The 15,108-nt window shown below is 44.2% G+C and carries 14 protein-coding genes and 5 tRNA genes; 17 read left to right on the top strand and 2 right to left on the bottom strand.

Features of this window, described 5'->3' with window-relative positions; genetic code table 11:
- Positions 1–90 precede the first annotated feature (90 nt).
- Both EXN75_RS07155 and EXN75_RS07150 read right to left on the bottom strand, forming a co-directional pair.
- Positions 91–951, bottom strand: coding sequence for a DUF3737 family protein (locus tag EXN75_RS07155; protein WP_134843276.1), 861 nt, complete (start codon positions 949–951; stop codon positions 91–93).
- A gap of 322 nt (positions 952–1,273) precedes the next feature.
- Positions 1,274–2,266: a malate dehydrogenase gene (locus EXN75_RS07150; protein ID WP_118116762.1), complete on the bottom strand. Its 993-nt coding sequence runs from the start codon at positions 2,264–2,266 to the stop codon at positions 1,274–1,276.
- Between the two features lie 550 nt (positions 2,267–2,816).
- On the opposite strand from EXN75_RS07150, the gene EXN75_RS07145 reads away from it, so the two are divergent.
- From EXN75_RS07145 to rpoB, 17 genes are all read left to right on the top strand, one after another.
- The gene (locus EXN75_RS07145; protein WP_134843275.1) at positions 2,817–4,622 is read left to right on the top strand and encodes an aminopeptidase P family protein; all 1,806 of its coding nucleotides are present in this window, start codon (positions 2,817–2,819) and stop codon (positions 4,620–4,622) included.
- Positions 4,623–4,846: 224 nt separating this feature from the next.
- Complete coding sequence (gene rpsU, locus EXN75_RS07140) at positions 4,847–5,038, top strand: 30S ribosomal protein S21 (RefSeq protein ID WP_006848852.1); 192 nt, start codon at positions 4,847–4,849, stop codon at positions 5,036–5,038.
- 140 nt (positions 5,039–5,178) lie between these two features.
- Complete coding sequence (locus EXN75_RS07135; RefSeq protein ID WP_118116790.1) at positions 5,179–6,060, top strand: tyrosine-type recombinase/integrase; 882 nt, start codon at positions 5,179–5,181, stop codon at positions 6,058–6,060.
- A gap of 22 nt (positions 6,061–6,082) precedes the next feature.
- A complete protein-coding gene (gene hpf, locus EXN75_RS07130; RefSeq protein ID WP_022110492.1) occupies positions 6,083–6,382 on the top strand; it encodes a ribosome hibernation-promoting factor, HPF/YfiA family in 300 nt (99 codons plus the stop codon).
- A 101-nt stretch (positions 6,383–6,483) separates the two neighbouring features.
- Positions 6,484–6,557 (top strand) — tRNA-Thr (locus tag EXN75_RS07125).
- A gap of 14 nt (positions 6,558–6,571) precedes the next feature.
- Positions 6,572–6,653 (top strand) — tRNA-Tyr (locus EXN75_RS07120).
- A gap of 13 nt (positions 6,654–6,666) precedes the next feature.
- Positions 6,667–6,739 (top strand) — tRNA-Gly (locus tag EXN75_RS07115).
- Positions 6,740–6,753: 14 nt separating this feature from the next.
- Positions 6,754–6,825, top strand: a tRNA-Thr gene (locus tag EXN75_RS07110).
- A gap of 71 nt (positions 6,826–6,896) precedes the next feature.
- Positions 6,897–8,093, top strand: a complete 1,197-nt coding sequence (gene tuf / locus EXN75_RS07105; protein WP_118116758.1) for an elongation factor Tu — start codon at positions 6,897–6,899, stop codon at positions 8,091–8,093.
- 58 nt (positions 8,094–8,151) lie between these two features.
- A tRNA-Trp gene (locus EXN75_RS07100) sits at positions 8,152–8,224 on the top strand.
- Between the two features lie 16 nt (positions 8,225–8,240).
- Positions 8,241–8,429 carry a preprotein translocase subunit SecE gene (gene secE, locus EXN75_RS07095; RefSeq protein WP_118116756.1) on the top strand — a complete coding sequence of 63 codons (189 nt, stop codon included), beginning with the start codon at positions 8,241–8,243 and terminating at the stop codon, positions 8,427–8,429.
- 12 nt (positions 8,430–8,441) lie between these two features.
- Positions 8,442–8,984: a transcription termination/antitermination protein NusG gene (nusG, locus tag EXN75_RS07090; RefSeq protein ID WP_118116754.1), complete on the top strand. Its 543-nt coding sequence runs from the start codon at positions 8,442–8,444 to the stop codon at positions 8,982–8,984.
- Between the two features lie 58 nt (positions 8,985–9,042).
- Complete coding sequence (rplK, locus tag EXN75_RS07085; RefSeq protein ID WP_118116751.1) at positions 9,043–9,483, top strand: 50S ribosomal protein L11; 441 nt, start codon at positions 9,043–9,045, stop codon at positions 9,481–9,483.
- 21 nt (positions 9,484–9,504) lie between these two features.
- A complete protein-coding gene (rplA, locus tag EXN75_RS07080) occupies positions 9,505–10,197 on the top strand; it encodes a 50S ribosomal protein L1 (protein WP_118116749.1) in 693 nt (230 codons plus the stop codon).
- Between the two features lie 18 nt (positions 10,198–10,215).
- Positions 10,216–10,734, top strand: a complete 519-nt coding sequence (gene rplJ / locus EXN75_RS07075) for a 50S ribosomal protein L10 (RefSeq protein ID WP_118116747.1) — start codon at positions 10,216–10,218, stop codon at positions 10,732–10,734.
- A 57-nt stretch (positions 10,735–10,791) separates the two neighbouring features.
- The gene (gene rplL, locus EXN75_RS07070) at positions 10,792–11,169 is read left to right on the top strand and encodes a 50S ribosomal protein L7/L12 (protein WP_089543935.1); all 378 of its coding nucleotides are present in this window, start codon (positions 10,792–10,794) and stop codon (positions 11,167–11,169) included.
- A 108-nt stretch (positions 11,170–11,277) separates the two neighbouring features.
- Positions 11,278–15,090, top strand: coding sequence for a DNA-directed RNA polymerase subunit beta (gene rpoB, locus EXN75_RS07065; protein ID WP_134843274.1), 3,813 nt, complete (start codon positions 11,278–11,280; stop codon positions 15,088–15,090).
- Positions 15,091–15,108 lie beyond the last annotated feature (18 nt).

Below are 15,108 nucleotides of genomic sequence, written 5' to 3'. Positions count from 1 at the left end.
TCTTTGTTAGTCAGGTTCTTTTAAAGAACGAGGATATGGGTGTATCGTTTTTTTACGGACCTTCATAAAAGTTAGGTCCGTAAAATTTGATTATTTACCTTCCGATTTGTCGATGATTTCGCAGGCGCCTTGAGGAGCTTTGGCAAACTCGGTGTAGGTGATGCTGCCCACTTTGTCGGCCTCGATACGACCGGAAATAGGGTTTTTGATATTGGTGATACAACCCTTGATATGTGCATCGATATTACTACAGTCCTCGAAAGCACGGTCGCATTCCTTGTCGAAAGTGCAGTCTTCCAGTATCACATGATCCATATAGCAAAGAGGTTGTTCGCCGCTGATGTGGCAGCGCACCAACTTGATGTTCTTACTGTGCCATGCGAGATATTCTCCGTTCAGTTCAGAATCATATACGGTTACATTTTCACATTCCCAGAAACTATCTTTGGTGGTAATCTTGGCGTTGTGAATTTCTACATTCTGGCAGTACTGGAATACATATTTCGAGTCGCTTTCCAGTCCGTCCACATAGATATTCTTTGAGAACATGAATGGGTATGTACCTTCGTGCAGTTTTACATTCTTGATTTTCAGTCCATTCACTTTCCAGAAAGTTTCGTCAGCATCCGTGATATTGACATTCTCCAGTTCGAGGTTTTTCATTTCCCTGAAAAATTTCGGTCCGTCAATAGTGCAGTCTTTCATTACCATATTGTTGCTGTACCAGATAGCAGATCGGCTTTCAGGTGCGAAATAGCAGTCTGTGATGAGAGAACCGTCCACGTGCCACCAAGGATATTTTCCATAGAATTTAGAGTTGTGGCATTCTATGTTCTTGCAGCACTTGATACCTGATTCTCCATCAGTGATAGTGATATCTTCCAAACGGGCGTCGTGCGCGCCAAAGAGTGGGCGTTCACCACCGAAAGTTTTGTTTTTAATCAGTTCCATTTTTCTTTCTTTAATATTATGATTTGTCTTTCCCAACTATTTCCCATCTTTTGGGGGATGAATTCTTTCTCGTTTGCAAAATTACAAAAAATATGCCAAAGTCATTTCATCTAAATTACGGAAAAAATAACCATTATGGGCTGATTTTGAACCAGCAAGCCATGAACGTAATGGCATTATTGGCAAAATACAGCTGATGACAGTAATGACAGATACAGTAATGACAGTTTCTTTAAGGAATAAAGAAAAAGGCTGAATCGCAAGAAATCATCTCACAATTCAGCCCTATCTCATTCACTTATAAAAATTCTAAGAAGAAGAATTACAAGTTAGGGTTCATCTCTTTCCACTCAGCTACTGGAGGAACGATACCAAGCTCTACGATCTCATCGCGCATCTTGCAAAGGTGCTCGTAAGACTTAGCGAGGCTTGCAAGCTCTTCCTCAGTACCTGTAGGCTCTGTGAAGTGAACGCCAGTCTTGTCGATAGTAGTAGGCATAGCCATCATTACGTTCTTGAAACCGAGCTTGTCGTGGTTTACATAGCAGCCAGCAGGCAATGTGAACTTCTCACCACCCATAGCAGCCTCGATCATCTTCACTGCATTGTAAGCTGGGCTCTGGAATGAAGAACGGCCACGGAGCTTGATGATGTTAGAACCACCCTGTACTGTGTGGTGCTTGATCTCCTCCCAACGCTCGTCAGAAAGACCCATCTCTGACAATGGCTTGCCGTCAACCTTAACCTGAGAAGCGAATACAGCCATCTGCTCGCCGTGACCACCATAAGTGTGAGCACCAGTTACCTTATCCTGCTGTACACCGAACTCGAGGGCCAAAGCCTGCTGCAAACGAGTAGAGTCGAGAGCTGCGAGTGATGTCAACTGGTTTGGCTTCAAACCTGAGTGGATCAATGCTGTCAAAGCTGTAACGTCAGCTGGGTTGAAGATAACAACTACGTGTTCTACCTCTGGGCAGTACTTCTTGATGTTGTCACCGAACTCTGCTGCAATCTTGCAGTTACCCTTGAGGAGGTCCTCACGAGTCATACCCTCCTTACGAGGAGCACCGCCTGAAGAAATGATATATTTAGCACCAGTGAAAGCCTCCTCTGGGTTAACAGTATAAGTTACGTTAACGCCTGGGAATGCACACTGCTGAATCTCATCGAATACACCGTGAACACCTGGCTCGTAGATATCGTAGAGACAAATGTTTGGAGTAAGACCGAGCATCAAAGCGCTCTGAACCATGTTAGAACCAATCATACCGCCGGCACCGACGATCAAAAGCTTGTCATTAGTTAAAAATTCCATAACTACAATTTTTTATATTAAGTTGTTTATAAATTCTTTTTCTTAACTGCCGAAATCCCTCTCTGAGAGGTGTGGAACCTATCTGAAAGTATATTTACCTTCATTTTTCTTTTCCGACCGCAAAATTACTAAAAAGTAATGTAAAACGTGCATTTATTTGCGCTTAAATTTGTTGTTAATTCTTAAAATTATTATCTTTGTAATCTCTAATTAGCAAAATGCGTTCTGATGGAAAGAAAAATTCCTGCTTCCGGCTGGTTTTTATCGAATCTTTCAGTCGTTTTCGAAGATTCTACTGGATTATTTTGATGATTCTTTCTGTAATTTTTAGGGGTGATTCTTTCTGCGCCTTTGGGGCGATTCTTCTGATGCTTCTTTTCCCTATATATATAATAAGGTGTAAAATGCTCAGAATGGAATCTCAGAGATGAAGATATCGCTGAGATTTAATCAGATGCAAACTAAGACGTATGACAGAGATTTAATCAGACGCAAATTAGGATATGATAGAGATATAATCAGATGCAAATTAAATAATAGAGATAAAATTATGAATGAAATCAATCAGAGATTGGAAAGTTTGAGGGAAGTGATGCGCCGAGAGCATCTTTCTGCCTTTATTTTCCCAAGTACAGACGCTCATCAGAGCGAATATGTGGCCGATCATTGGCAGGGTAGAACTTGGATTTCCGGATTCAACGGCTCTGCCGGAACGGCGGTGGTTACGATGAAATCAGCTGCTTTGTGGACTGATTCTCGTTATTTCCTGGCTGCCGAGGAGCAGTTGAAGGGTACGGAATTCCAGTTGATGAAGCAGAAAATTGAGGGTACTCCTACTATTTCTGAATGGCTTGCTCAGGAATTGCAGGGCGAAAATGCAGAAGTGGGCCTCGATGGTATGGTAAATTCCTATCACGAAATGATGGGGCTGATAGCCGATCTTCGGAAGTCGGGTGGCATCACGGTGAGAACCAATTTAGACCCATTGGGGCTGATTTGGACAGATCGTCCTGCCATCCCAGCCAATCCTGTAGAAATTCAGCCGATGGAATTTGCAGGAGAATCCGTTGCTTCCAAGATTTCCCGCATCCGGACTGCTCTCCGCCAGCGTCATGCCGACGGAATGCTCATTTCTGCGCTCGATGATATCGCCTGGACACTCAATCTCCGTGGCACAGATGTTCATTGTGTGCCTGTCTTCGTCAGTTATCTTCTCATCTCCTCCCAGCAGGTTTCGCTCTATGTGGATTCTGCTAAAATCAATGACGAGGTGAAGGCTTATCTGACTGAAAACGGCATTTCGCTCTATCCATATAATAAGGTGGCTGAAGGATTGGAGCGATATTCCGAGTATAATATCCTTCTGGATGGCGATGAAACCAGCTATTTTCTGTGGAAAACCGTGAAATGTCAGGAGATTATTGCAGGAAAATCACCTATTCCAGCGATGAAAGCACAGAAAAATGATAGGGAAATCGCGGGTTTCCGACAGGCAATGCTGAGAGACGGAGTGGCGATGGTCAAGTTCCTGAGATGGCTCAAACCGGCTGTGGAGGCTGGTGGACAGACTGAAATTTCCATCGACCGCAAACTTACTTCGCTTCGTGCAGAGCAGCATCTTTTCCGTGATATTTCCTTTGATACGATAGCCGGTTATCAGGCACATGGTGCCATTGTTCACTATGAGGCGACGCCTGAAACGGATGTTGCTCTCAAGCCGGAAGGTCTGATTCTGATAGATTCCGGAGCACAATATCAGGATGGAACCACCGATATCACCCGTACGATAGCGCTCGGACCTGTGACAGAGGAGATGAAGCACGTCTATACGCTAGTGCTGAAAGGACATATCCAACTGGAACTCGCCAAATTCCCTGATGGCGCATCGGGCACTCAACTGGATGCTCTGGCCAGGGAATGCATGTGGCGCGAGGGGTATAATTATCTGCACGGTACGGGACATGGAGTGGGGGCTTATCTCAGTGTACACGAAGGCCCTCACCAAATCCGTATGGAATGGAAGCCCACTCCTTTGCGTGCCGGCATGACCGTGACCGATGAGCCGGGGCTCTATCTTTCAGGCAAATTCGGAGTGAGAATCGAGAATACATTATTGATAAAAGACTATCAGACGACGGAATTCGGCAAATTCCTGCAGATGGAATCCCTCACGCTTTGTCCTATCGACCTGACTCCGGTAGATTTCAGCATGCTTCAGCCAGAAGAAATCGAATGGCTCGATACCTATCATCGTGATGTTTTTGAAAAGCTTTCTCCTTATCTCGAAGGCGAAGACCTGGAATGGTTGAGGGAAGCAACGCGTCCGGTGGATAGAGTGATGTCTTCCGGCAGATAAAAGTTGTACTCCTGTATCTAAAAGCATGATTTTCAGCAGAAAATGAAGTTTTAGAGAGGATGAAAATGGGCTAAATGCCACAAAATGAACGATTTTGTGCAAAAAGTCGGCTAAAATCTTGGTTATTTGATAAATAAGATGTAATTTTGCACCCGCAAATTGTGGCATCGTGCCCTTTTCGCTCAGAAATTATAAGTTTAACATAATAAATTAAAAGCAAAAAAATGATTATTGTACCAGTTAAGGACGGTGAGAACATCGAGAGAGCTCTCAAGAAGTTTAAGAGAAAGTTTGAAAAGACAGGTGTTGTTAAGGAGCTTCGCGCTCGTCAGCAGTATGACAAGCCATCTGTTTTGAAGCGTCTCAAGATGGAACACGCCATCTACGTACAGCAGTTGCGCGCTAACGAGGAGTAATTTTACCGCCATCTTTGAGGATTTTCCTCGAGAATATCCTCAAAGTTTGGCAGAAAGATTAAAAAATCCTCAAAAAATTTGGTAGTTTGAAATAATTTCCTTAATTTCGTTGCCGTAAAAAGAATACGAGTAGCGTTATGTTGAATATTGATGGATTTTTGGACTATTTGAAATGCGAGATGAATCGCTCGCAAATGACAATAGACAGCTATGCGGAAGACCTTCGGGCCTTTGAAACATACTTCCAGAATCTGTCAGACTCCCTCACTTGGGAGACCATTGACTCCGATATTATCCGTAACTGGATGGAGGCTATGATGGATAAAGGCAATAAGGCATCATCTGTCGGTCGCCGGCTGAGTGCAGTTCGCACTTTCTACCGGTATGCATTGACAAGGCATTATGTAGATACTGATCCAGCACATAGCATTCTGACGCCCAAAAAGGAGAAACCTTTACCGCAGTTCTTGAAAGAGAGCGAGGTGAATGAACTTCTGGACAGGCAGAAATGGGGTGAAGATTATGATAGCGTGCGTGCGCGTACTATTATAATGACATTCTATGAAACAGGTATGAGATTATCGGAATTGGTAGGACTTGATGATGAGGCGATCAGTTTTGTGAACCACGAAATCAAGATTACCGGCAAGGGCAACAAGCAGCGCATCGTACCTTTTGGAAACGAGCTTGATGAAACCCTCCAAGCGTATATCCGCTTGCGCAATCAGACCGTGGAGAGCCAATCTCCAGCCTTGTTCCTTTCAGATAAGGGAAAAAGAATGACGTCTGCCAAAGTAAGAGAAATCGTGAAGGAGTGCTTATCAAGAGTATGCTCGTTGAAAAAGAAAAGTCCGCACGTCTTGAGACATACATTTGCTACGGCGATGCTGAATCATGACGCAGGAATAGAAAGTTTGAAAAGATTGCTCGGGCATGCCCGGCTCTCCACCACGGAGATCTATACGCATACCACCTTCGAGCAGTTGAAGCGAGTTTATACAGAAGCCCATCCCAGGGCATAACCTTTTAAAATTGGAGGTCACTATGGAAATTAAGATTCAGTCGATTCATTTCGATGCTACCGAGAAGTTACAGGCGTTTATCGAGAAGAAAATCGCCAAGTTAGAAAAAACTTACGAAGATATACAGAAAGTAGAGGTGCAATTAAAGGTCGTAAAGCCTGCCACAGCCTTGAATAAGGAAGTTCACCTGGAAATCGCAGTTCCTGGATCGAAACTATTTGTTGAGAAGACATGCGATACATTTGAAGAGGGAATTGACCAGGCAGTGGATTCTATGAAGGTTCAATTGACCAAATTTAAAGAAAAAATGCGCAATCGATAAAAAAAAGTCGAAAAAAAATTTGTAGATTCAAAATAATGTTGTATCTTTGCAGCCGTTTTCCGATAGGTGGAAAAATCAGTCGTATTGCGGCTGTAAAGATTGCCTCTTTAGCTCAGTTGGCCAGAGCACGTGATTTGTAATCTCGGGGTCGTTGGTTCGAATCCGACAAGAGGCTCAAGAAAAAGAAAAGGGTGGTTACCAGAGTGGCCAAATGGGGCAGACTGTAAATCTGCTGGCTATGCCTTCGGTGGTTCGAATCCATCACCACCCACTTCTTTTGACTTGCGGAAATAGCTCAGTTGATAGAGCACTAGCCTTCCAAGCTGGGGGTCGCGGGTTTGAGCCCCGTTTTCCGCTCAATTTATTAACTTGCTGTAATAGCTCAGTGGTAGAGCACTTCCTTGGTAAGGAAGAGGTCCTGAGTTCAACTCTCAGTTACAGCTCTATCGTTCGGTAGTTTTCTAAGGATGGTAGAGGAACAGATTATTCATTTATATAAATAAAAAGAAAAGCTATGGCTAAAGAAGAATTCGTGCGTACCAAACCGCATGTTAACATTGGTACAATTGGTCATGTTGACCATGGTAAGACTACTCTGACCGCTGCTATCTCTAAGGTATTGAACGAGAAGCTCGGTACATCTGAGGCAGTTAAGTCATTCGATCAGATTGATAATGCTCCTGAGGAGAAAGAGCGTGGTATCACCATCAACTCTGCTCACATCGAGTATGAAACTGCAAAGCGTCACTATGCACACGTTGACTGTCCGGGTCACGCTGACTATGTAAAGAACATGGTTACTGGTGCTGCTCAGATGGATGGTGCTATCTTGGTAGTTGCTGCTACTGATGGTCCTATGCCACAGACACGTGAGCACGTACTTCTTGCACGTCAGGTAAACGTACCTCGCTTGGTTGTTTTCTTGAATAAGTGCGATATGGTTGACGATGAGGAGATGCTCGAACTCGTTGAAATGGAAGTTCATGAAATCCTCGAGCAGTATGGTTACGAAGAGGATACTCCTATCATCCGTGGTTCTGCTCTCGGTGCTTTGAATGGTGTTGAGAAGTGGGTTAAGTCTGTTGAGACTTTGATGGATACAGTTGACGAGTGGATTCAGGAGCCTGAGCGTGAGGTTGATAAGCCATTCTTGATGCCTATCGAGGACGTATTCTCAATCACAGGTCGTGGTACTGTTGCTACAGGTCGTATCGAGACTGGTCGTTGCAAGGTTGGTGACGAAGTTCAGTTGCTCGGTCTTGGTGAGGACAAGAAGTCTGTCATCACTGGTGTTGAGATGTTCCGCAAGGTGCTCGCTGAGGGTGAGGCAGGTGATAACGTAGGTTTGCTTCTCCGTGGTATCGATAAGGCTGAGGTTAAGCGTGGTATGGTAGTCGTACACCCAGGTGCTATTACTCCTCACGATCACTTCAAGGCTTCTATCTATGTATTGAAGAAGGAAGAGGGTGGTCGTCACACTCCATTCGGTAACAAATATCGTCCACAATTCTACCTCCGTACAATGGACTGTACTGGTGAAATCAAGCTTCCAGAGGGAGTTGAGATGGTAATGCCAGGTGATAACGTTGAGATCGAGGTTGAATTGATCTACAAGGTTGCTTTGAACGAGGGTCTTCGTTTCGCTATCCGTGAGGGTGGTCGTACAGTAGGTTCTGGTCAGATCACTGCAATTCTTGACGACATTAAGTAATTAGAATACTCTATTTACTAGATAAAGGCTCCCGCTTCTGCGGAAGTGGGAGCTACTTACGGGTTTAGCTCAGTTGGTAGAGCACTGGTCTCCAAAACCAGGTGTCGAGGGTTCGAGCCCTTCAACCCGTGCTAATAAGAAGATAATATGAATAAGATAGTAAATTATTGCAAGGCATGTTACGATGAACTTGCGCATAAGACTACTTGGCCAACTCGTGCCGAACTTACTCACAGTGCAATGGTTGTATTATCTGCTTCCCTTGTCATTGCATTAGTGGTGTTCGCAATGGACTCTATTTTTAGGGCTCTCATGGGCGTTGTTTATCCAGGTTAATTTTTATAGGAAATGGCAGCAACAGGTAATAAATGGTATGTGCTGAAAGCCGTAAGCGGCAAGGAAGCTAAGGTGAAAGAATACATCGAGGCTGAAATGAAGCACAACGATTTGCTCGCAGCACATGTTTCACAGATTCTGATTCCTGTGGAAAAACATGCAACTGTGCGCAATGGTAAACGTGTAGTTAAAGAGAAGGTTTCTCTTCCAGGTTACGTTTTTGTTGAAGCTAAACTGAAAGGTGATGTTGCGCACACGTTGCGTTTCATGCCTAATGTTTTAGGTTTCCTTGGAGGTTTGGATGAGCCAACACCTGTTCCTCAGTCTGATATCAATCGTATGTTGGGTACAGCAGAGGAGACAGAGTTTGAAGAAAATCTCGATGTGCCATACGCAGTTGATGAGACTGTGAAGGTAACAGATGGTCCATTCAGCGGTTTCAGTGGTGTTATCGAAGAGGTAAACGCCGAGAAGCATAAGCTGAAGGTGATGGTTAAGATCTTCGGACGTAAAACTCCGTTAGAGTTAAATTATACGCAAGTAGAAAAGGAATAATGTGCCGTTACGGACACATTCTCCTTTATAAGTTTCAATTTTAAATATTAACAAAGAAATGGCTAAAGAAGTTGCTGGATTAATCAAATTACAGATTAAAGGTGGCGCTGCAAATCCTTCACCTCCAGTTGGACCTGCACTGGGTTCTAAAGGTATTAATATTATGGGATTCTGCAAGGAGTTCAACGCCCGCACCCAGGATAAAGCAGGTAAAGTGTTGCCAGTCGTTATCACATACTACACTGACAAGTCATTCGATTTCGTAATCAAAACTCCTCCTGCTGCAGTACAGTTGAAAGAAGCTGCTAAAGTTAAATCAGGTTCTGCTCAACCAAACCGTCAGAAGGTAGCTACTATTACTTGGGATCAGGTAAAGACTATCGCTGAGGATAAGATGAAGGACTTGAATTGCTTTACTGTTGAATCAGCTATGAAGCTCATCGCTGGTACTGCTAGAAGTATGGGTATTACTGTAAAAGGGGACTTCCCTGGTAAATAATTTAAAACTTCAATTAGAAAAATGAGTAAACTGACAAAAAATCAAAAATCAGTAGCTGATAAGGTTGAAGCAGGGAAGGCATACACTTTGAAAGAGGCTGCAGAGTTGGTTAAGGAAATTACCACAACCAAGTTTGATGCATCTCTCGATATCGATGTACGCTTAGGTGTTGATCCACGTAAGGCTAACCAGATGGTTCGCGGTGTTGTTTCACTGCCAAATGGTACTGGTAAGGTAACACGTGTGCTCGCTCTCTGTACTCCTGATCAGGAAGCTGCTGCTAAGGAAGCAGGTGCTGACTACGTAGGTCTCGACGAATATGTTGAGAAGATTAAGGGTGGTTGGACAGATATTGATGTTATCATCACTATGCCTTCTTGCATGGGTAAGATCGGTCCTTTGGGTCGTGTTCTCGGTCCTCGCGGTTTGATGCCTAACCCTAAGAGTGGCACTGTAACTATGGATGTTGCTAAGGCAGTTAAGGAAGTTAAACAAGGTAAGATTGACTTTAAGGTTGATAAGGCTGGTATTATCCACACTTCAATCGGTAAGGTTAGCATGACATCTGAGCAGATCTACGGAAATGCTAAGGAGTTCATCAATACAGTTATCAAGTTGAAGCCTGCTGCTGCTAAAGGTACATATATCAAGAGTATCTTTATTTCTAGCACTATGAGTAAGGGTATCAAGATTGATCCTAAATCAGTTGAATAACTCTAAAAGTTTTGTAAAATGAAGAAAGAAGTTAAAGATACTATTATCACCGAACTTGGACAGAAGCTTCAGGAGTTTCCTCACTTCTATCTTGTAGATCTTACAGGATTGAACGCTGAGAAGACAAGTGCACTTCGTCGCAAGTGCTTCCAGAATGAAATCAAGATGGTTGTTGTTAAGAACACCTTGCTTCACAAGGCATTCGAGGCTTCAGACATCGATTTCTCTGAACTTTATGGAAGCTTGAAGGGTACTACAGCAGTTATGTTCACTAACGTGGCTAACGTACCAGCTAAGTTGTTGAAGGAATACGAGAAGGATGGCATTCCAGCTCTCAAGGCTGCTTATGCTGAGGAAGGCGTCTATGTAGGCGCTGACAAACTCGCTGAACTTTCAGCAATCAAGAGCAAGAGCGAGGTTATTGCAGAGATTGTTGCTTTGCTCCAGTCTCCAGCAAAGAACGTTATTTCTGCTCTTCAATCAGGAAGCAACACTATTCATGGTGTGCTTAAGACATTGGGCGAGCGTCCTGAGTAATCAATCACAATGTTATATCATTTCATAGTATAAATAAAATTAAAATTTAGAATAAAAATGGCAGATATTAAAGCTATTGCAGAAGAGTTAGTAAATCTTACTGTTAAGGAAGTTAATGAGTTGGCAACAGTCCTCAAGGACGAGTATGGTATTGAGCCTGCTGCTGCAGCTGTAGCTGTAGCTGCTGGTCCTGCTGCTGGTGGTGCAGCTGCAGCTGAGGAGAAGTCTTCTTTCGACGTAGTCCTCGCTGAGGTTGGTGGCGCTAAGCTCCAGGTTGTTAAGGCTGTTAAGGAGGCTTGTGGTCTCGGTTTGAAAGAGGCTAAGGATCTCGTAGACGGTGCTCCTTCTACTATCAAGGAGGGTGTATCTAAGGACGAGGCTGAGAACCTTAAGAAGGCTATCGAAGAGGCTGGTGCTAAGGTAGAGCTCAAGTAATTTAGAGTAATACATCTCTTACATATTGGTTAGGATTCTCCCAGTAGGCGAGTCCTAACCTTTTTGTGTCTTTTCTTATAATGTTAATAAAACCATTTAATACTTCTAATGGCTACAAAAATTGTTGATAACAGAGTAAATTTTGCCAGCGTTCATAATCCGTACCCATATCCGGATTTCCTCGATGTGCAGTTAAAGTCTTTTAAAGACTTCTTACAGTTGGATACTCCGCCTGAGGAACGCAAGAATGACGGTTTGTATAAGGTGTTCTCTGAGAACTTCCCTATCACCGATACTCGTAATAATTTCGTTCTTGAGTTCTTGGATTACTATATTGACCCGCCTCGCTATTCTATCGATGAGTGTTTGGAGAGAGGGCTTACATATAGCGTACCTTTGAAGGCTAAGATGAAGCTGTATTGTACGGATCCTGACCATGAGGATTTCGGTACTTTTATCCAGGATGTATTCTTGGGTACTATACCTTATATGACTGATAATGGTACTTTCGTGATCAATGGTGCTGAGCGAGTTGTCGTTTCTCAGTTGCACCGCTCTCCTGGCGTTTTCTTCGGTCAGGGTGTTCACGCTAATGGTACGATGCTCTATTCTGCACGTATTATCCCATTCAAGGGTAGCTGGATTGAGTTTGCTACTGACATCAACAACGTCATGTATGCCTATATCGACCGTAAGAAGAAGTTGCCTGTCACTACTTTGCTCCGTGCCATCGGTTATGAGCAGGATAAGGACATCCTTCAGATCTTCGACCTCGCTGAGGAAGTGAAGGTAAATAAGAAGAACATGAAGGCTGCTATTGGCAAGAGACTTGCTGCTCGTGTATTGAAAAGCTGGAATGAGGACTTCGTGGATGAGGATACTGGTGAAGTTGTATCTATCGAGCGTAACGAGGTAATCATGGAGCGTGAGACTGAACTTACTGAGGAAAATGTAGAGGAAATCCTCGAAAGTGGTGCTTCTACTGTGCTTCTCCACAAGGATGAGGAAGCTGCAAATAAGTTCACTATCATCTTCAATACTTTGGCAAAGGACCCAAGTAACTCTGAGAAAGAGGCCGTGAACTACATCTACCGCCAGTTGCGTAATGCAGATCCTGCCGATGATGCAAGTGCACGCGAAGTATTCCAGAACCTCTTCTTCTCTGACAAGCGTTATGACTTGGGTGAGGTAGGTCGTTACCGTATCAACAAGAAGTTGGGACTCGATACCGATATGGATGTTCGTGTCTTGACTAAAGATGATATCATTGAAATTATCAAATATCTGATCCAGCTGATCAATTCAAGTGCTACTGTCGATGACATCGACCACTTGTCTAACCGCCGTGTACGTACAGTTGGTGAGCAGTTGGCTAATCAGTTCTCTATAGGTTTGGCTCGTATGAGCCGCACTATCCGTGAGCGTATGAATGTACGTGACAACGAGGTGTTCACTCCAACCGACTTGATCAATGCCAAGACTATCTCAAGCGTGATCAACTCATTCTTTGGTACCAACCCATTGTCACAGTTCATGGACCAGACCAACCCGTTGGCAGAGGTTACTAACAAGCGTCGTCTTTCAGCCTTAGGTCCTGGAGGTTTGTCTCGTGAGCGTGCCGGTTTCGAGGTTCGTGACGTACACTATACTCACTATGGTCGTCTTTGTCCTATTGAAAGTCCTGAAGGTCCAAACATCGGTTTGATTTCTTCACTTTGTATGTATGCCAAGATCAATGACCTCGGTTTCATCGTAACTCCTTACCGTAAGGTTAGAGACGGCAAGGTGGATATGGCAAACGAGGATGTGGTTTACCTGACTGCTGAGGACGAAGAAGAAAAGATTATCGGACAGGGTAATGCACCTCTGACAGAGGATGGTGCTTTCATTCGCGACGTAGTAAAATGCCGTCAGGATGCCGATTATCCTGTTGTAACTCCAGATAATGTAGATTACGTGGACGTATCTCCACAGCAGATTGCTTCTGTATCTGCAGGTTTGATTCCTTTCTTGGAGCATGATGATGGTCACCGTGCTTTGATGGGATGTAACATGATGCGCCAGGCAGTTCCATTGCTTCACAATGATGCACCTATCGTAGGTACAGGTCTTGAGAAGCAGGTATGTGAGGATTCACGTACGATGATTACTGCTGAGGGCGAGGGTGTTATCGAATACGTAGATGCTACTACTATCCGCATTCTCTACGATCGTACTGAGGATGAGGAGTTTGTAAGTTTCGAGCCTGCACTCAAGGAGTATCGTATTCCTAAGTTCCGCCGTACCAACCAGAATATGACCATCGACTTGCGTCCTATCTGTAACAAGGGTCAGCGCGTGAAGAAGGGTGATATCCTGACAGAGGGTTATGCTACTGAGAATGGTGAGTTGGCTTTGGGTCGCAACCTGCTCGTGGCTTACATCCCTTGGAAGGGTTACAACTATGAGGATGCTGTCGTTATCTCAGAGCGTATGGTACGTGATGATGTATTGACATCTGTTCACGTAGATGAGTATTCTCTCGACGTGCGTGAGACTAAGCGCGGTGTTGAGGAATTTACTAGCGATATTCCAAACGTAAGTGAGGAAGCTACTAAGGATCTGGATGATAATGGTGTAGTACGTGTTGGTGCTCGTATCGTGCCAGGTGACATCATGATCGGTAAGATTTCACCTAAGGGCGAGAGTGATCCTTCTCCTGAAGAGAAATTGCTCCGTGCTATCTTTGGTGACAAGGCTGGTGATGTGAAGGATTCTTCATTGAAGGCTAACCCTTCTCTGAGCGGTATCGTCATCGACAAGAAGATGTTCTCTCGTGCTATCAAGACTCGCGAATCTAAGAAGCAGGATAAGATAATTCTCGCTAAAATCGACGAGGAATATGAGGCAAAGGGTGAGGACTTGAAGGATATCCTCGTAGATAAGTTGCTCACATTGACTGAGGGCAAGGTTTCTCAGGGTGTGAAAGACTATTCTGGTGCTGAGATTATCACTAAGGGTTCTAAGTTTACTACAACTGCTCTGAAGAACCTCGAATATGATGGTGTACAGTCTAACAACTGGACAGACGATGAGCATGCCAACAGCTTGATCCAGAAGCTGATCATGAATTTCATCCGCAAGTACAAGCAGTTGGATGCTGAGTTGAAGCGTCGTAAGTTTGCTATTACTATCGGTGATGAACTTCCATCAGGTATTCTTCAGATGGCTAAGGTTTATATCGCCAAGAAGCGTAAGATTCAGGTAGGTGATAAGCTTGCCGGTCGCCACGGTAATAAGGGTATCGTTTCTAAGGTGGTACGTCTTGAGGATATGCCATTCATGGAGGATGGTCGTCCTGTAGATATGGTATTGAACCCATTGGGTGTGCCTTCTCGTATGAACCTGGGTCAGATCTTTGAGTGTATCCTGGGTGCAGCTGGTAAAAAGCTGGGCGTGAAGTTTGCTACTCCTATCTTCGACGGTGCTCATCTTGAGGATCTCTCAGTATGGACAGACAAGGCAGGCCTGCCTCGTTTCTGCTCTACTTACCTCTATGATGGTGAGACAGGTGAGAAGTTCGACCAGCCAGCTACCGTAGGTATGACTTACTTCTTGAAGTTGGGTCACATGGTAGAAGACAAGATGCACGCTCGTTCTATCGGTCCTTACTCTCTGATTACTCAGCAGCCACTTGGTGGTAAAGCACAGTTTGGTGGTCAGCGTTTCGGAGAGATGGAGGTTTGGGCCATCGAGGCATTCGGTGCAAGCCACGTATTGCAGGAGATTCTGACTATCAAGTCGGATGACGTTGTAGGACGTAGCAAGGCATACGAGGCAATCGTGAAGGGCGACCCAATGCCAACACCTGGCATTCCAGAGTCTCTCAACGTATTGCTCCATGAGCTTCGTGGTCTTGGATTGAGCATCAAACTTGATTAATTTTGAGAACCCCTAATT

The sequence above is a fragment of the Segatella hominis genome, from assembly GCF_004535825.1.
GTDB lineage: Bacteria > Bacteroidota > Bacteroidia > Bacteroidales > Bacteroidaceae > Prevotella > Prevotella hominis.
Note: the sequence above shows the minus strand (reverse complement) of the source record. Positions and strands in the feature narration are given on the sequence as shown.